We start from the raw sequence: 17,852 nt of genomic DNA, 5'->3' as shown, positions 1-17,852 counted from the left end.
TTCTTCATTCATTGTAAATGTTTCCATTACAATTTTAAGTTTATCTTCTTTTCTCCATCTCTTAAGTCGATTAGGATTACTATTGGGTATTAATTTGCCTTCTATTCTAGCTTTTCTCTTCCACCCATAGATAGTGTTTGTAGATACTCCTGTTTCCTTAGATACCTGTGATACTTTTTTATTTATTGGCGGAGATATTTGCCTTAATATATCTTCAATGTATTCTTTATTATAGCTCTTATTTTTCATATAGATTGTCATCCTTTCTTTACTCACAATTATTATAACATCTATATGACAACTATTCTAACACAGGGGGGAGTTCTTATTAATTTTATATTTTTACCACATTTGTGTGTGTAAGTTTAAGATACAATATATAACATATAGAGAAAGAGAGTTGGAATAATAACGCCTAAGACATAGCTTACATAACCAAGTACTTTTCTATTTTTAATATAAATTTCTTCTATCCCCCCCCCTAAGAAAAAACCAATTGCCAGTATAATTGGCAAAATAATTGCAATTATTTTAAAATATTTTTCTGCATTTATTGCCGAAGCATATATTGCAGAAAACATCAATAAGTATAATACTCTAATCATTAGTGGGTATATTTTTTTATAAATAATTTAATCCTTATCTTTTACATCAAACATAAAACAACCTACTTTTTTCTAAAATGAAGCCAATATTGTTTGTGTTGATAGCAAATGATATAATAATATGGTAGATAAAGGGATTTGAATATACGATATTCCACCTCTCAAAATTCCCTTATCATCAAGAGGTTGCAGGAGAGAACATTCTCTTTATACTTATATTTTGTATAACCATAATATCAATTAGCTATGAAAATAGCAACAAGTAACCACCAAATAAAAGATAATGTAAAAAATGATTTTTTAAGGCGGTGTTTTAATGTATAGTTTAATCATTTCTGCTTTATATTTTTATCTTAGTTTCATACTTTATAAAAAACAAAATAAGTATAAGGTGGAAATTGGTGTTTTTTTCATTTGTGGTATTTTTTTTCTGTCAAAAATGTTATTAGAATATAAATTTGTAATGCTAAAATCTAATATTGTTTTTAGTAACTTAACTTCAATAATTTCAATAATTAGTTATATAACGCTAATTATATTAGTAAAAAGAAGTGTATAGCAACAATAATCAGACATGTCATTAATTAACTATAAAAGCATACAAATGCTTTAAAATTATATGTTAAAAAGACCTTTATAATTAATGCCCTAATCTATAGTTTATGGTACTGTTATTGAGAAAAAATAGAGAGATTAACATGTAACATGTTAATCTCTCTATTTTTTATTTTTTTAAGATTGATATGTTACTTATATAAAATGAAGACAAAGCAATAATAGGCAAAGTATAAACTGATTTCTTGGCTTTTCTTTTCTTCCTTTCTAGTCAAGTTTCAATTCCTCATAGGTAAAGTATAAACCATTGTGATGAAGTAAACATCCCAATGTCCAAAAAACACCAATTCCAAATATCCTTACTTAATAATATAGCAAATAAAAGAGCAAAAAACCAATATTCCACATAAATAATGACTAAATAACTGACTACCACGGTATAAAAAGAATATATGAGGATTTGGAACAAGAGCATAAACTATGGAATAAAGGAATTAAATGAGTAGGTATAGAAAGAATGTATGAGGATTTGGAACAAAAAAATGAAAGGATGAGGTATTTGAAAAGAATAATTTCTTTAATTTTAGTTTTTTGTATGATCTTTTCTTCAGTGACAATAGCAGAGTCATTGTCTACAGAAGAAAAAAGAAGAGAGATAGTGTCAAGAGAGGGAGAGACTATAGTTTCCATAGTAGAAAAATTCTCCGATATGAAGGATCATTGGTCAACTCAATGGGTAGAAAAACTTCTAGAAAAAGATGTAATTTCTGGATATCCAGACGGCACATTTAAGCCAGATAAGGCAATAAACAGGGCAGAGTTCACTAAACTTTTAGTAGTTGCATTACATGATGACTCAGAGGTATTTGAAGGTGGACATTGGGCTAAGAACTACATAGAAAAGGCTATACAAGAAGGATATATTCTTGAAGGTGAATTTAAAGATGTAGACAAAAATATTACTAGGGCAGAAATGGCTCGTATGATAGCAAGGGCTATGGAAGAAGAGCCAGAGAATTGGAAAGCATACAAAAACAATATAGCTGACTATACGAACATAAAAGTAGAGTATAGAGAGTATGTGTTGCAAGTATATGCAGCAGGTATAGTCAAGGGACTACCAAATGGTAGATTTGCACCAGAGAAAACAGCTTCAAGGGCAGAAGCTAGTACTATGCTAGTGAAGCTAATTGAGCCAGATGAAAGGGATATTCCAGAGATTATGGAAGAGCCAGTATCTGAAGAAGATTTCATTGAACCACAATTAGAATTAAAAAATAATGATATTTTAGAAAACTATATAATTCACTCAATTGTAGTTAAAAATCATGAAGACTATATAGGAGTAGAAGAAGATTACCAGTTTAAAATTGAAAATATAACATATCCAAAATTAAATCAAAGGCAATTTCCAAATAAAGAAATTAAGGATAGAAGATTTTGGAGGAGTGGAAAAGGATTAAACCATCCTACTGTGATTCCAAAAGGTAGTATATATGATTTACCAGCTTTTTTCTATACCACTGTAGAACATGAGAAAAATTTTCATTTAAAAGAAGGTATGAAAATGAAATATAAAGTGACAGTAAAAAAAGGAGATATTGAAAAAGAATATTTTGTAGAAGGAAAACTGAAATTCATAATGGATTATTATAAAGATTATCCTCAATACAAGGAGTAGGAGGGGTTGAAATGAAGAAAATAATAAGTGTTTTTTTAGTTCTAATATTAGTAATTTCAATAATTCCTCGAAGTGTTTTTGGAGCAACAAAAGAACCTATAAATGATTGGAGACTTGTTAAGCATGATCCATCAACTGGTGGAGGTAAACCATACTGTGCTTACTCAGTAGAATTATCCAATGGAAGAGTTTTTCCAGGGCAAAGTGGAAAATCTCCTATAGTAACCAACTTAGATGAGATGAACTCACAATTTACAGCAGTTGTGGGTGATACATTAACAATTAAGGATAGTTCAAGTTTGAGTTTTAATGGTACAGAGATAGAAGGCTATGATTTACAGGTGAGAGAAGGTGACGCAAGTCACTTTTCATCTAGAGACAATATTATTGCTGGCATGGATTTTGAAGAAAATGAAATATATCCTTTGCAAAATAGAAAAGCTAAGTTTAATTTTAAACGGTTATTTTATTTTAAGTAAAATTATATAAAACATATAGGAGGTTGGCAAAGATGAAAAAAATAGTGAGTATTATATTAATAGTAATGTTAGTTATGAATATGGGATTGGTTTATGCAGATAGCCACCAATTGGTAGATAAAGCAGTGGATGGAGTTACTAATGTAGTTAAGGATATAGGCAAAGTATTTACGGATTTGATAAACCATTGGGCTAAGGAATTTATAGGTCTATTAGTGGATAAGGGAGTAATAGCAGGATATCCAGACGGAACATTTAAGCCAGATAAGGCAATAAACAGGGCAGAGTTCACTAAACTTTTAGTAGTTGCATTACATGATGACCCAGGGGTTTATAAAGGTGGACACTGGGCAAAAAACTACATAGAAAAGGCTATGAAGGAAGGATATATATGTGAAGGAGAATTTGCCGATATAGACCAAGATATCACCAGAGCAGAAATGGCTAGAATGATAGCAAGGGCTATGGAAGAAGAGCCAGAGAATTGGAAAGCATACAAAAACAACATAGCAGATTATACGAACATAAAAGTAGAGTATAGAGAGTATGTGTTGCAAGTATATGCAGCAGGTATAGTCAAAGGGCTACCAAATGGTAGATTTGCACCAGAGAAAACTGCTACAAGAGCAGAAGCTAGTACTATGTTAGTAAAGCTAATTGAGCCAGATGAAAGGGATATTCCAGAGATTATGGAAGAGCCAATATCTGAAGAAGATTTCATTGAACCACAAATAATAGTGAAGGATAATGATAACGCAGGACACTATATTATCCATTCTGTAGTAGTGGAAAATAATGAAGATTACATTGATAAAGATGAATATCAGTTTAAAGTTGAACATATAACATACCCTAAATTAAATCAACGCCAATTACCAAGAGGAAAAATACATGATATAACCTTTTGGAGAGAGAGCAGAAGATTAAACCATCCTACGGTAATTCCTACAGGAAGCCTATATAATCTACCAGCTTTCTACTATACAACAATAGAACATGAAAAGGAATTTCATTTAAAAGAAGGTATGGAAATGGAATACAAGGTGACTGTTAAAAAAGGGGAAGTAGAGAAAGAATATTTTGTTAAGGGGAAAGTACATTTTGTAACAGATTTTTATGAAGAATACCCTCAATATAAGGAGTAGGAGGTATTTAAAATGAATAGAAAAATAATAAGTCTTTTACTTATTATAACATTAAGTTTATCCATATTTCCTAGCAATGTATTAGCGACTAAGGAACCAATAGGAGATTGGAGGACTGTAGAGCATGAAGGAGGAACTAAACCATACTGTGCTTACTCAGTGGAATTATCCGATGGAAGAGTTTTTCCAGGGAGAAGTGGAAACCTTCCTATTGTAACCAACTTAGATGAGATGAACTCACAATTTACAGCAGTTGTGGGTGATACATTAACAATTAAGGATAGTTCAAGTTTGAGTTTTAATGGTACAGAGATAGAAGGCTATGATTTACAGGTGAGAGAAGGTGACGCAAGTCACTTTTCATCTAGGATAGTATCTTCCATAGATGGTAGAAAGATAACTCTAGACCGACCAGGTACGTGGGGGATATTCATAGCAGTATATGATGATGACAGCTTCGATGGCTATGACAACTGGTCAGAGAATGGAATTTGGAGAAGTACGCATGGAAACTCAAAAGGTTGGTACTTTGTTCCTGTGGAATTTACTGTAGTAGAGCCAGAAGATTTGGCTCAAGCAGAATTTCAAATAAAATATGAAAGAAAAGATGTCACAGATGGAGAGGTAGAGGTAGAATCTCTACCTTTTAAAGTAGATTTAGTTGATAGGTCTACATCAAGACTATCAAAAATAAAATCCTACAAATGGTATCATTGGCAAAATAGCAATTGGCAGTTTTTCTCCAATCAAAAGAATCCATCTTTTTCTGTAGATGGTAATCAAAAAGGATTCAAGCTAGAAATTAGAACAGAAGATGGACAAACCTCCTATGCAACGCACCAGGTAAGAGCCAAAATGGGAGGTAATGATGAAGAAATAAAAGCTATACTTGCAGGTCCATCACAAGTGGAAAAAAGAGAAAGGTTTACATTAGACAGTTCAATGTCTTATTCTTCAGGAAAAATAGTATCTAGGAAATGGTATGTAGATGGAGAGTATAAGTCTAGTTGGGACAATAAAATATCGGTTGATACTAAAATTAGTGAAGATACTGTTTTTGAGGTAGAAGTAAAAGATGACAATGGACTTACAGACAAAGCAGAAAAATCGGTAGTAGTTGTAGGTGGAGAAAGAGTTGATTATATTTATTTGAATTTTAACATATAGGATTGGTTAACAAGGAGATCTTATATGTTTTTACTTTTTTAGTGACTATTCGTTATATTCCCTGATAGAATTGTAGTACTTTTGAAGGAAAACAGTGGTATAATGTAGAAATGTTAACTATTAATATATATATTATGGTATATTATAGTTAGGATTTTTAAGGTTTAAGTTTAAGGTTATACATTTTGTATATTATATTGTGGGGAGGCTTTGAATTGAATACAAATAATGTGAATGATTATAATACTAACGATTCTGAAATTCTTAATCATTTTGTATATGTGGCACCTTACATAAATAGGGGAACGGTAAATGACTATTTTGTTGGTGTAAGTGATAGAGAAAAATATCTAATAGGAGTTCCAGGTAGCACTATAGATTTTGGTTTAAAAAGGGGAGATCCCCTACGAGAATCTACAGTTATAGTTCAGGCTATTGAGAATAACACTAGAATAGTACAAAAGGTTGAGGCCGAGGATTCGGCTTGGGGGTTTCCATATATAGCTTGTGCTACTCCGCTATATGATGATAATGACAATATCATTGGGGGGATGGTTTTATGTGAATCTATCGAAAAACAAGAAGCATTATTTAAAAGCATAAGGCAAATTTCTAATGATATGAAAAATATATCTGCTCAAACTCAACAGACATATGCAGAATCAGAACAATTAGGTGCTATAGCAGATAAATTAATAGAGTTTTCGGATAATGCGGTAGAATATATGAACAAAACCAACGATATACTTAGATTTATAGAAAAAATAGCTGATGAGACCAATCTTTTAGGGTTAAATGCAACTATAGAGGCAGCTAGAGTAGGAAGAGATGGGGCAGGTTTTGGAGTAGTTGCAGATAGAATAAGAAAACTAGCTGATGACAGTAAAAACTCTGCTAAGGAAATAGTAGATGTATTGAATCAGTTAGAAAATATAACGAACCTAATTAATTCAACTATAACTGATATTGGACATGCTTCCAAAAGTCAGATGGACTTTTTAGAAGCTATAACTAATTTCACAGATAAAGTGACTAAAGAAACTGAAAATTTAAGAAGGCAGTCAGAAATGTTAAATAATATTGAAGAAGAATAATAGACAATATCATCTCTAGCGAATGTAAAGGCTTTTTAAAGGAAATAATAATTACAATCCTGTGTTGGAGGTGATATATGTATGAAAGTACCTGATTTTATTACTGAATTTCAAGGATATTTGGCCAATTCTTTTGCAAAAAATGTTAGAGAAGAAGACACAAGGGATTTGAATCAGGTAACTGAACTATTTAACAATTTGACGGAAGTAGCAATAAGAATAATGCAAGACGACCCTGAATTTAGAAAGAATTTTGGAAGAATACACAGTGAATTTTTAAAATATCCTGAGGGCCAACAGCTGGTAAATGAAATTATGACCAAGGGCAATGAGAATAACAATTTAACGAATTAGGTAATAAAGAAGCTATGTATAACTATACATAGCTTCTTTTGTTTATTAATAACTAATATATGATATAATTTCAATTAAAGTAAAAAAATAGATTAATTAACATAATATATATTAATAGTAATTGATAAGTAACTAATTAGGTACTTAGTATATTTCAAAGCATTACAGACATTTAGTAATGTTAGTATTAAAAATGCTATGGGATAACAAAAAAGTGCGTACTTGTGCGAAAACCTTTTCATTGTTACACTAATAACATAGATAATAAATATACAAAATATTCATATTTCACATCATGCATGACCCTAATGTAAAGCTTTGCAAAGCAAATAAAAATAATAGGGGGTAAATCTAATGGAAAATGTAATTTGTAATGTGAATGGAAAATTGGCCGAAGTTATAATAAACAGGCCAAAGGCTCTAAATGCTCTTAATAGTCAAACTATAAAAGAGCTGGGAGAAGTAATTGATGATCTATCATCAAACAAAGAGGTAAAAGTTGTAATTATTACAGGTTCAGGTGATAAATCCTTTGTAGCAGGAGCAGATATAAAGGAAATGCGTGATTTAAATGCCATGGAAGGAAGGGCATTGGGAAGATTAGCTCAAAAGGTATTTTCTAATATAGAACATATGCCACAGACAGTTATAGCTGCTGTCAATGGATATGCCCTTGGTGGAGGATGTGAATTAGCATCAGCTTGTGATATGAGATTAGCATCTAAGAAGGCTAAATTTGGACAACCAGAGGTTACATTAGGCATAACTCCTGGATTTGCTGGTACTCAAAGACTTCCAAGATTAATTGGAAAGGGATTAGCTAAAGAGATTATATTTACTGGTGACATGATAGATGTTGAAGAGGCATATAGAATAGGATTGGTAAATAAAGTTTATGACCCAGATGAATTGATGGACAAGGCAAGAGAAATGGCCAATAAGATTGCTAGTAGAGGTACAGTAGCTGTTAGTTTAGCAAAGGCTGCAATAAATGATGGACTTAATATGGATACAGAGTCTGCTTATAAATATGAAGCTGATATATTTGGATTGTGTTTTTCTACAGAGGATCAAAAAGAGGGCATGACAGCATTTATCGAAAAGAGAAAGGCAGACTTCAAAGGTTGTTAATTTAAAATAGGTTTATATCGGGCAAAATCCTGACCCATCAAGGGTCAGGCCAGACCCGCATAGACTTTAAAGTACTATCATTGGAGTTTTTTTATTTGAAAAAATTGTTAAAAATATATCAATCATTTAAAAATGTGTCTTAAAAGGAGGAAGTTTGAGATGGCAGTAAAAATTATGACTGCTGAAGAAGCGGCCAAACTTGTTAAAAATGGAGATACAGTAGCTACGGAGGGTTTTGTTGGAAGTGCATGTCCTGAATCATTGTCTATAGCTTTAGAAAAAAGATTCTTAGATAATGGAAACCCCAAGGACTTAACATTAATCTATGCAGCAGGTCAAGGAGATGGAAAAGATAGGGGTTCAAACCATTTTGCCCATGAAGGATTTGTAAAGAGGGTAATAGGTGGACACTGGAATCTAGCACCTAAATTGGGCAGATTGGCTATAGAAAATAGGATAGAGGCGTATAACTTACCTCAAGGTGTTATAGCACATCTTTTTAGAGATATTGCAGCAGGAAAAGTGGGAACGATTACCCATGTGGGGTTGAATACCTTTGTTGATCCTAGGAATCAAGGGGGAAAGCTAAATGACAAGACCACTGAAGATATAGTAGAAGTTGTAAACATAGCAGGCCAAGAGAGGCTATTATATAGATCGTTGCCTATAGATGTGGCATTTATAAGGGGTACTACTGCTGATGAAAATGGCAATATTACCATGGAAAAAGAGGCTGTTACACTGGAGGCATTATCTATGGCACAGGCTGCCAAAAATTCTGGGGGTATTGTTATAGTCCAAGTTGAAAGGGTTGTTAAAGCAGGAACATTAGATCCTAAACTTGTAAAAATACCTGGCATATATGTAAATGGAATTGTAATTGCACAGGGTAAAGAACAGGAACAATGTTTCAATCAGCCATACAATCCTGCATATTGTGGAGAAACAGTAGTACCTGTAGATAGTGTCAAACCTATGGGACTAAATGAAAGAAAGATTATAGGTAGAAGGGCTGCTATGGAATTAGAACCTGATACTATAGTGAATTTAGGTATAGGTATTCCAGAGGCTATAGCAATGGTAGCCAATGAAGAAGGAATAGGAGAGTATATGACATTGACTGTTGAGGCAGGTCCTGTTGGTGGTATCCCTGCTGGAGGAGGATGTTTTGGAGCTTCTACTAACCCCCATACAATACTAGATCAACCATATCAGTTTGATTTTTATGATGGTGGAGGATTAGATTTGGCTTATTTAGGATTAGCTCAAGCAGATGAAAAGGGAAATATAAATGTAAGCAAATTTGGACCAAGGATAGCTGGATGTGGTGGATTTATAAATATAACACAAAATGCTAAAAAAGTATTCTATTGTGGAACGTTTACAGCTGGTGGATTAAAGGTAGATGTGAATGATGGAAAATTAATAATAAAGAATGAAGGAAAAGTAGATAAATTTGTAAAGGAAGTGGAACAGGTAACATTTAGCGGTGAATATGCAGTCAAGGTAAAACAACCTGTTATGTATATTACAGAAAGAGCAGTATTCGAGTTAAGAGAAGATGGTTTGTATTTGATTGAAATAGCACCTGGAATTGATCTACAAAAAGATGTATTTAATCATATGGGATTCAAGCCTAAAATGGATGGTGAACCTAAACTGATGGATGAAAGAATATTCCGTGACCAGCCCATGGGCTTAAAATAATCTAAGGGGGATGGTTAAAACATGTTTGATATCCTTATACTTGTTTTTGCATTAATATTATTTTCAATACTAGCTTTTAAAAGGATTAGTGCTATAATATTGGGACCAGTAGTATCAATATTTGTTATAGTGCTTGCCAGATTGCCTATGTTTGAGTCTTTATTAGGGCCCTATATGGGTTCAGCAGCAGGATATATAGAAAAGTTTTTTCTAGTGTTTTTTGTGGGAGCACTATTTGGTGCTGTAATGGAAGATACTAGAGCAGCAGAGTCCATAGCAAGGGCTCTAGTAAAGGTAACGAAGGGAAGATGGGCAGCACCAGTAGTTATGATAATAACAGGGCTACTTACATATGGAGGAGTAAGTGGGTTTGTAGTATTCTTTGCGATGTATCCCATAGCATTACAATTATTTAGGAGTACTAATGTTTCAAGAAGGATTATGCCTGCAGCAATATCAGCTGGTGCATGGACTTGGTCCATGAGTGGTCCAGGAAGCCCTTCTATACAAAATATTATACCAATGAGATATTTAGGGACTACTAGTACAGCGGCACTTTTGCCAGCAATAGCTGCATTGATAGGCCAAATTGTATTGATATTTATATGGTTAGAATATAGGACTAAATCTTTAAGAAAAAAGGGATATGAATTTGATGATCCATCGTTGAAACCTGTAAAGGAGTTAGAACGGGAAAATCAAGTAGAATTGCCAAATCCATGGCTTTCTGCCATACCTGCAATATTAATATTAGTCTGTTTTAATATTTTAAAATTGCCAGTGGAAGGTGCAGTAACTGTAGGCATTTTATCAGCAATACTTCTTTTAAGAAAACAAAGAAATGGAAGTAAAGAATGGATAGATACATTGAATAGAGGTGCAATAAATTCAGCTACAGCTATATTAAATACTGCTATAGTTGTTGGGTTTGCTGGAGTAGTAAAGGTAACTGCTGGATTTGAAAAGATTATAGGCGGTCTTAAGAATTTAAGGCTTTCACCTATGGTATTTGTTGCTATAACCACAGCTATAGCAGCTGGAGCAGCAGGGTCTGCATCAGGAGGACTGGGTATAGCATACGAAGCATTAAAAGATACTTATATAAGTATGGGAATAGATTTGAAATATGTACACAGGATATCAGTAATAGCTGCTGGAACCTTTGATACATTACCCCATCAAGGTGCACAGATTACATTATTGGCTATATGTGGATTGACCCATAAGGAAGGATATGGAGATATAGCAGTAACTCAAATAATAATACCTATTTTGGTATTGGCATTATTAGTAATACCTATGGCTTCAATGGGATTATAGATATAAAAGACAGTTAGTAGTCCATAAACGGTTATGAACTACTAACTGTCAATTACTAGTTTAATCTATATTTTTTACATTTAGAACCCTAAGAGAGTTCAATACTGCTATGAGGGCTACACCTACATCGGCAAATACCGCTTCCCACATATTTGCCATACCCATAGCTCCCATGATTAGTACTATCAATTTTATGCCCAATGAAAATCCAATGTTCTGATATACAATTTTACGGGTTTTTCTAGCCACTTTGAATGCATCTATTAATTTTGAAGGTTCATCTGTCATTAGGACTATATCGGCAGCTTCAATAGCTGCATCAGAACCTAATGCTCCCATTGATACACCTATATCTGCTCTAGCAAGTACAGGGGCATCATTGATACCATCTCCAACAAACACTATTTTACTTTTGTCAGGTTTTTGTGAGTCTAGCTTTTCTATTATATCTACCTTACCTTCAGGCAATAATTCACTATATACTTCATCAATACCTAGCTTTTTACTGATATTCTCTGCTGTTGTTTTATTGTCTCCAGTGAGCATTATGGTCTTTTTTATACCTAAGTCTTTAATACCTTGTATAGCATTACGGGAGTCTTCTTTAACTGTATCGGATATTATTATATAGCCACTATAAATATTATCTATGGCCAAATGAACTACTGTACCTGTGGTATTTACAGTATCACAGTCAATATTGTTCATTTTCATGAGTTTATTATTCCCAATGGCTACTTTTTTACCATCTATAATGGCTTCTATACCGTGACCAGAGATCTCCTTATAGTCTTTAATTAGTGACTCATCAATAGTTTTACCATAGTATTTTGTTATAGACTTTGCAATGGGATGATTAGAGTAGCTTTCGCTATAAGCCGCAAATTTCAATAAACTATCTTTAGATATATTATTTTTAGTTACAATAGATGACACATTGAAATTCCCCTTAGTTAATGTTCCAGTTTTATCAAATACAACCATATGGGCGTTATTTAATGCCTCTAAAAAGTTTCCTCCCTTTATTAATACTCCTTTTTTGGATGCACCTCCTATACCTCCAAAAAAGCTCAGAGGAATTGATACAACCAATGCACAAGGGCATGATACAACTAGAAATATCAATGCTCTATATAGCCAATGGGAAAAAGAAGCATCTTGAAGTATCAATGGAGGTATTACAGCCAATGCCAATGCTGAAAAAACTACTACAGGTGTATAGTACTTTGAGAACTTAGTCATGAATTTTTCTGTGGGTGCTTTCTTACTACCTGCATTTTCTACTAATTCTAAAATTTTAGATACTGTAGAGTTAGCAAAGGTTTTTTTAACTTTTACTTCTAATACACCATTTGTATTTATAAATCCACTTAAAACTGCGTCTTCTACGTTTATTTTTCTGGGAACAGATTCTCCAGTAAGGGGAGATGTATCCATCATTGAGCTACCAGAAACAACAATTCCATCTAAAGGTACCTTTTCACCAGGCTTGATGACTATAATATCATCAATATTAACTGACTCTGGGGAAACTTTTTCTGTATTATTACCTTTTTTTATGTTAGCATATTCAGGCTTTATATCCATAAGATCCTTAATAGATCTTCTAGAACGGGTAACGGCCATATCTTGAAACATTTCTCCAGTTTGGTAAAAAAGCATAACAGCAACGGCTTCAGGATATTCTCCAATGGCAAATGCACCAAGAGTTGCTATGGACATTAGAAAATTTTCATCGAACAAATTTCCTCTAAGGATATTTTTTAATGCCCTTAATACTATATCTCCACCAGTTAGTATATAACTAGAGATGAACAATGACAGCTTTGGAATCTTAGTATCTGTAAATAATGCTAAAATAAATAGTAATCCACCTATGGAAAATCTTATGAGTTTAGATTTATTTAAAGATAATACACTTATATTATCTCTTTTAATAGTATTTGAAGGTAGATCTTCATCCATATCAATAATATTAACATCTGGTTCAATTTGAGCAATTAAAGATTTTGCTTTAGATTTGATATTTTTCCATTGGTAAGGGTCATCTAATTCAATAGAAAGCTTCCCATTGGTATAGTTAATATTAGAATTTTTTACACCATTAAATGCCCTAGTTTTTTCTTCAATCTTTTGACCACAACTTGTACAAACTAATCCTTCTAATATTAAGTACTTTTCATATGTTTGTTTTTTTTCTTTTACGGTGACATCTGGTTCTAATCCAGAGACAATATCTTTAATATCATTTATAGTTTCCTCGCTATTATTCAAATCTTCTATATTTATATTTAATGTTTTGGCTGTAAAATTTAAAGAAGAATTCTTTATATTTTTCAATTTTGATACCCTATCTTCTATTTTTGCTGCACAGTGTGCACAATTTAAATGTTCCAATAAAAGTACTTTTTCGTGAGACATATGTCTACCCCCTTTAAGAATATACATGAACATATGAGCATGTATTCATATGTTCATGTATATTATAAATCTCTTTTATATGACTGTCAATAGGAAAAGATTAAATTTATATGCTTTCTTCATAATTCCTTCATAGTTTTAATTTAAAATGAATTTACAAAATATATAGGAGGGATTAGAGATGAAAAAATATAAAATTTTATTTAGTTTAGCGACAGTGTTGCTCTTAGTGACAGTTACGTCGGTATCCTTTGCCCAACCTTATACTATGGGAAGAAGAAATGGTGTTGGGAGATATAATAATATGGGATATGGAATGATGAGAGGATACAATATGATGGGAGGCTATGGTGGCGGTTTTAATCACTGTGGAGGGCACTTTAATAATTCATTTGGAGGATATGGTTTCAATGAAGAATTTGATGAATTAGACATGGATGATGCCTTTTCAGTAGCTAAACAGTACTTAAATGACAGCTATGGTAGTAAATATACTATAAATGAAGATGGTGAAGAAAATTTTAGATATTACATTTTTGAAGTAGAAAAAGACAATAAAACTGTTGGTGTATTAAATGTAGATAGATTTACTGGTTATGTTTGGGAAGGCTCCTATTAATCTTATAAGTACAGTATCTTAAAAGATTGACCTTAATATTAAGGTCAATTTTTTATTAACGTTATATTTGGGTATATATATAATGAAATAAAATCCTACTCTATTCAATAGTATCTTTTTACATACTAGGTATAATAATAGATATTATATAACAAAAAAGTGCGTACTTCACTATTTAGATGTTATACATTAAAATATAAGTACGATATAAAATAACAGAAAAGACTAAAGGAATTGACACCTTGTAGAATAGATAATAATTAAAAAGGAGTGGATTTTATGTTCAGAGAAAATCTTTTGAAAAATTTAGTATCAGGATGTTTGGGAAATTCTAAATTCAGAAAAATTTTTATACCAACAGAGGAAAATCAATATTTAATAAAACATAATGCAAAAATATTAGAAAGACAAGGATATATAAAGTTGGATAAGGTAGAAATTTCAAAGTTTTTAAATGGAAGAACTCCAGTAATTGCAGTAGAGGGAACCATATTATCCAAAGCTAAAGAAAAATTCAAAAATATAGCTTGCTAAGCATAAGTATTTCATAAGAGAGAGGGCCTTTAATTAGGGCCCTTTTTCTATTATAAATGACAAGTATCGACAAAATTCCACAAAAAAATATAAAAAATGCTAAAGATACTAATATATTATGTCGATATAAATAGTAATAAAAGTAAAAAATGAATAAAGGAGGAATAATATGTTAAAAAATTTAAAGGTTCAAACCAAAATAATAGTACTAGTGTCTGCTTCTATTATATTATCTTTTGCAATAATATTTTCCATTATACTTATAAATCTATATAATAGTGGATTAAACCAAGCACAAACTTTAGCATTTGAAGTTTCTAAAGGTAATGCTATAGATGTAAAAGAAGACTTTACACTAGTTGAAAAGCTAGGTAAGGGTTTGGGCATTAGTATTGAAAAGTATAGAAAAAAAGGTATAGCAAATAGGCAAGCTGTAATAGATATGCAAAAACAGATATTGAAATCTGATGAATCTATATTTGGTATTGCTGTTGCTTATGAACCTAATATCTTTGATGGTAAGGATCAAGAATTTGTAGGTCAATCGTGGTATGGGTCAAATGGAGAATTTATACCTTATATAACAAGAGATGGTAATGGATATAATATTGAACCTGCATATACTGAAAGCTCAGATAAGAGATGGTATAATGAAACAAAAAAATGAAGGGAACATATATAACTGAGCCAACAACATATGATGTAGCAGGTAAAGAGGTAACGATGGCATCTATAGTTGTACCAATACTTGATGAAAACAATCAATTTATGGGTGTTGTATCTATGGACTATGAATTAAGTAGTTTTCAAACCTTGATAGAAGGCATAACCCCTATGGGAGGAGCAGCAAGGCTTATATCTAAGGAAGGTATTTTTGTAGCCCACGGTTCAGAACCAGAAAAGGTAATGGCTAATTCAGCAGATAGTGGTCAGGACTGGATTGATATAATGACCAGTATGGATAAAGGAGAAGTATATAAGGATTTTGGAGAGTCAGATACATTTGGAGAATCGTACAGGGTCGCATATCCTATCCAAATAGACAGTACTGGAGAAAATTGGTCACTAGTTAGTACCGTACCTAAATCCAGCATCTTAGAGGAATTTAACAATGCATTAAAGACTATAATATTAGTGGTTATATTATCTCTACTATTTATAATATTAGCAGTTATATTTATCTCAAGGTATATATCTAAAGGACTATCATATACAGAAGAGCATTTGGAAGTAATGGCTTCAGGGGATCTAAGCCAGGATTTAGATGAGAAATATCTTGAATTAAAAGATGAAATAGGAAGTATGGTAAAATCAGTAGGAGAAATGCAAAATTCATTCAAAGGGTTGATTGGAGGCATAATGTCTGAATCCAATACTGTTTCTAGCATTGCTGATGAGGCAGGAAATAATATGAATGATTTAAATAGCTCAATAGAAGACATATCAGCTACAACAGAAGAATTATCTGCTAGTATGGAAGAGACTGCAGCGGCAACTGAAGAGATGAATGCAACTTCACTAGAGATAGACCAAGCAGTTCAGAATATAGCATCAAGGGCAGAAGATGGAGCAATAAAGGTGTCAGAAATAAGTGATAGAGCAAAAAGACTTAAAGGGAATGCTATTGAGGCTAGAAAGAGTACCCATGAAATTAGGGAAGAAGTGGACAGAGATTTAAAAATGGCAATAGAGGAATCTAAGGCTGTAGAACAGATTAGAATGTTATCAGACTCTATATTGGAGATTACAGCTCAAACTAATCTTCTTGCATTGAATGCAGCAATAGAGGCTGCTAGAGCAGGTGAAGCTGGTAAAGGATTTGCTGTAGTAGCAGAAGAGATAAGAAAATTAGCTGAGACCTCAAGCAGTACAGTTACAAAAATACAAGAAGTAACCGATACAGTTATAAATGCAGTAGATAAATTGACAGATGGTTCCAATAGGGCATTGGATTTTATAGAAAATAAGGTAGTACATGATTATGAAAACCTAGTAGGAATAGGCGAAACTTATAGTGATGATGCTCAATATATGGAAGAGCTTATAACCGATTTTAGTGCTACATCTCAACAAATATCTGCATCTATGGAAAATATGATAAGGGCAATAAATGAGATAACATTGGCTATGGATGAAGGAGCTAAGGGAACTACAGATATAGCTGAAAAGACAGCATTTATAGTTACAAAATCTAATGAAGTTTTACAAAAAACCAATAATGTGAGTTCAAGTATGGATAAATTAAAGGAAATGATATCAAGCTTTAAAATATAATATGTAGTGATATGATTAGTAGTTTATAATAAAGGACGCCTGAAAAATCAGGTGTTTTTTATTTGTGAAAAAATATATATTTATAGGAAAAATTTTTATAAAAAACTATTGACTTTTTAAATCTGGAGATACTATAATAAATAAGTCAAATAGTTTAGCAATTATAAACATGGAGTTTAATATAATGTTAATTCTCAAAATGAGGTGGGTAAGAAATGGATATAGGAAAAAAAATTAAAGAACTGCGGGTGCAAAAGTCTCTTACTCAAGAAGAATTAGCCAATAGATGTGATTTATCCAAGGGGTTTATATCTCAAGTGGAAAGGGACTTAACGTCTCCATCTATAGCTACTTTAGTAGATATATTGGAGAGTTTAGGGACCAATCTAAAGGATTTTTTTAATGATCGAGAGGAAGAGCAAATAGTATTTGGCAAGGATGATATCTTTATAACAGAAGATGAAGATTATAAATATAAGCTAAGTTGGCTAGTACCCAATGCACAAAAGAATTTGATGGAGCCTATAATGGTGGAACTGGAATCAGCAGGGAAATATAAGGAAGATGATCCCCATGAGGGAGAAGAATATGGATATGTATTGTCAGGGAGCATATATATTTATATAGGAGATAAAAGATATAAGGCTAAAAAAGGAGATAGCTTTTATTATAAGGCAGATAGGGTACATTATATTGTCAATGCAGGAAAGAGTAAGGCAAAGATATTGTGGGTAAATACACCACCAAATTTCTAACATAATCATTA

At 32.3% G+C, this 17,852-nt stretch carries 17 protein-coding genes; 14 read left to right on the top strand and 3 right to left on the bottom strand.

The window, feature by feature from the left end; all coding sequences use genetic code 11:
- Window positions 1-249: transposase (locus Q326_RS0115560; protein ID WP_026896192.1), on the bottom strand; the 249-nt coding region annotated here is incomplete at its 3' end.
- Between the two features lie 116 nt (window positions 250-365).
- A complete protein-coding gene (locus Q326_RS0115555; protein ID WP_026896191.1) occupies window positions 366-584 on the bottom strand; it encodes a hypothetical protein in 219 nt (72 codons plus the stop codon).
- 1,135 nt (window positions 585-1,719) lie between these two features.
- Between Q326_RS0115555 and Q326_RS0115545 the strand changes: the two genes are divergently transcribed.
- The 9 genes from Q326_RS0115545 (at window position 1,720) to Q326_RS0115505 (ending at window position 11,238) form a co-directional block, all read left to right on the top strand.
- Window positions 1,720-2,841: an S-layer homology domain-containing protein gene (locus Q326_RS0115545; RefSeq protein ID WP_169733598.1), complete on the top strand. Its 1,122-nt coding sequence runs from the start codon at window positions 1,720-1,722 to the stop codon at window positions 2,839-2,841.
- An 11-nt stretch (window positions 2,842-2,852) separates the two neighbouring features.
- Window positions 2,853-3,320 (top strand): hypothetical protein, encoded by a 468-nt coding sequence (locus Q326_RS0115540; RefSeq protein WP_026896188.1) that lies wholly within the window; start codon window positions 2,853-2,855, stop codon window positions 3,318-3,320.
- 32 nt (window positions 3,321-3,352) lie between these two features.
- A complete protein-coding gene (locus tag Q326_RS0115535) occupies window positions 3,353-4,465 on the top strand; it encodes an S-layer homology domain-containing protein (protein WP_026896187.1) in 1,113 nt (370 codons plus the stop codon).
- Window positions 4,466-4,477: 12 nt separating this feature from the next.
- Window positions 4,478-5,632, top strand: coding sequence for a hypothetical protein (locus Q326_RS0115530; protein ID WP_026896186.1), 1,155 nt, complete (start codon window positions 4,478-4,480; stop codon window positions 5,630-5,632).
- 215 nt (window positions 5,633-5,847) lie between these two features.
- A complete protein-coding gene (locus Q326_RS18945; RefSeq protein ID WP_026896185.1) occupies window positions 5,848-6,726 on the top strand; it encodes a methyl-accepting chemotaxis protein in 879 nt (292 codons plus the stop codon).
- A gap of 81 nt (window positions 6,727-6,807) precedes the next feature.
- A complete protein-coding gene (locus Q326_RS17685) occupies window positions 6,808-7,080 on the top strand; it encodes a hypothetical protein (RefSeq protein WP_034602559.1) in 273 nt (90 codons plus the stop codon).
- Between the two features lie 354 nt (window positions 7,081-7,434).
- Complete coding sequence (locus tag Q326_RS0115515) at window positions 7,435-8,211, top strand: short-chain-enoyl-CoA hydratase (RefSeq protein WP_026896184.1); 777 nt, start codon at window positions 7,435-7,437, stop codon at window positions 8,209-8,211.
- A 159-nt stretch (window positions 8,212-8,370) separates the two neighbouring features.
- Window positions 8,371-9,918 (top strand): acyl CoA:acetate/3-ketoacid CoA transferase, encoded by a 1,548-nt coding sequence (locus Q326_RS0115510; protein ID WP_026896183.1) that lies wholly within the window; start codon window positions 8,371-8,373, stop codon window positions 9,916-9,918.
- A gap of 21 nt (window positions 9,919-9,939) precedes the next feature.
- The gene (locus Q326_RS0115505; RefSeq protein ID WP_026896182.1) at window positions 9,940-11,238 is read left to right on the top strand and encodes a GntP family permease; all 1,299 of its coding nucleotides are present in this window, start codon (window positions 9,940-9,942) and stop codon (window positions 11,236-11,238) included.
- A gap of 60 nt (window positions 11,239-11,298) precedes the next feature.
- Here Q326_RS0115505 and Q326_RS0115500 read toward each other — a convergent pair whose 3' ends face one another.
- Window positions 11,299-13,659, bottom strand: coding sequence for a heavy metal translocating P-type ATPase (locus tag Q326_RS0115500; protein WP_034602557.1), 2,361 nt, complete (start codon window positions 13,657-13,659; stop codon window positions 11,299-11,301).
- 181 nt (window positions 13,660-13,840) lie between these two features.
- Between Q326_RS0115500 and Q326_RS0115495 the strand changes: the two genes are divergently transcribed.
- The 5 genes from Q326_RS0115495 to Q326_RS0115475 all read left to right on the top strand — a co-directional run bounded on the left by Q326_RS0115495 (window position 13,841) and on the right by Q326_RS0115475 (window position 17,841).
- Window positions 13,841-14,278 (top strand): hypothetical protein, encoded by a 438-nt coding sequence (locus Q326_RS0115495; RefSeq protein WP_026896180.1) that lies wholly within the window; start codon window positions 13,841-13,843, stop codon window positions 14,276-14,278.
- 279 nt (window positions 14,279-14,557) lie between these two features.
- Window positions 14,558-14,812 carry a hypothetical protein gene (locus Q326_RS0115490; protein ID WP_026896179.1) on the top strand — a complete coding sequence of 85 codons (255 nt, stop codon included), beginning with the start codon at window positions 14,558-14,560 and terminating at the stop codon, window positions 14,810-14,812.
- Window positions 14,813-14,981: 169 nt separating this feature from the next.
- Complete coding sequence (locus tag Q326_RS18085; protein ID WP_026896178.1) at window positions 14,982-15,479, top strand: PDC sensor domain-containing protein; 498 nt, start codon at window positions 14,982-14,984, stop codon at window positions 15,477-15,479.
- Complete coding sequence (locus tag Q326_RS17680) at window positions 15,476-17,086, top strand: methyl-accepting chemotaxis protein (protein ID WP_051531556.1); 1,611 nt, start codon at window positions 15,476-15,478, stop codon at window positions 17,084-17,086. Before Q326_RS18085 ends, Q326_RS17680 begins: the two co-directional genes overlap by 4 nt.
- 215 nt (window positions 17,087-17,301) lie before the next feature.
- Window positions 17,302-17,841 carry a helix-turn-helix domain-containing protein gene (locus tag Q326_RS0115475; RefSeq protein ID WP_026896177.1) on the top strand — a complete coding sequence of 180 codons (540 nt, stop codon included), beginning with the start codon at window positions 17,302-17,304 and terminating at the stop codon, window positions 17,839-17,841.
- Window positions 17,842-17,852 lie beyond the last annotated feature (11 nt).

The sequence above is a fragment of the Clostridiisalibacter paucivorans DSM 22131 genome, assembly GCF_000620125.1.
Lineage (GTDB): Bacteria > Bacillota > Clostridia > Tissierellales > Clostridiisalibacteraceae > Clostridiisalibacter > Clostridiisalibacter paucivorans.
This window is presented reverse-complemented; position numbering and strand designations above follow the sequence as displayed.

Bases quoted from the DNA above. Each gene is read 5' to 3' on its own strand.
- Q326_RS17685 (WP_034602559.1), top strand. From the start codon at position 6,808: ATGAAAGTACCTGATTTTATTACTGAATTTCAAGGATATTTGGCCAAT.
- Q326_RS0115515 (WP_026896184.1), top strand. From the start codon at position 7,435: ATGGAAAATGTAATTTGTAATGTGAATGGAAAATTGGCCGAAGTTATA.
- Q326_RS0115500 (WP_034602557.1), bottom strand. From the start codon at position 13,659: ATGTCTCACGAAAAAGTACTTTTATTGGAACATTTAAATTGTGCACAC.
- Q326_RS0115530 (WP_026896186.1), top strand. From the start codon at position 4,478: ATGAATAGAAAAATAATAAGTCTTTTACTTATTATAACATTAAGTTTA.
- Q326_RS0115535 (WP_026896187.1), top strand. From the start codon at position 3,353: ATGAAAAAAATAGTGAGTATTATATTAATAGTAATGTTAGTTATGAAT.
- Q326_RS0115490 (WP_026896179.1), top strand. From the start codon at position 14,558: ATGTTCAGAGAAAATCTTTTGAAAAATTTAGTATCAGGATGTTTGGGA.
- Q326_RS0115540 (WP_026896188.1), top strand. From the start codon at position 2,853: ATGAAGAAAATAATAAGTGTTTTTTTAGTTCTAATATTAGTAATTTCA.
- Q326_RS17680 (WP_051531556.1), top strand. From the start codon at position 15,476: ATGAAGGGAACATATATAACTGAGCCAACAACATATGATGTAGCAGGT.
- Q326_RS0115510 (WP_026896183.1), top strand. From the start codon at position 8,371: ATGGCAGTAAAAATTATGACTGCTGAAGAAGCGGCCAAACTTGTTAAA.
- Q326_RS0115505 (WP_026896182.1), top strand. From the start codon at position 9,940: ATGTTTGATATCCTTATACTTGTTTTTGCATTAATATTATTTTCAATA.
- Q326_RS18085 (WP_026896178.1), top strand. From the start codon at position 14,982: ATGTTAAAAAATTTAAAGGTTCAAACCAAAATAATAGTACTAGTGTCT.
- Q326_RS0115495 (WP_026896180.1), top strand. From the start codon at position 13,841: ATGAAAAAATATAAAATTTTATTTAGTTTAGCGACAGTGTTGCTCTTA.
- Q326_RS0115475 (WP_026896177.1), top strand. From the start codon at position 17,302: ATGGATATAGGAAAAAAAATTAAAGAACTGCGGGTGCAAAAGTCTCTT.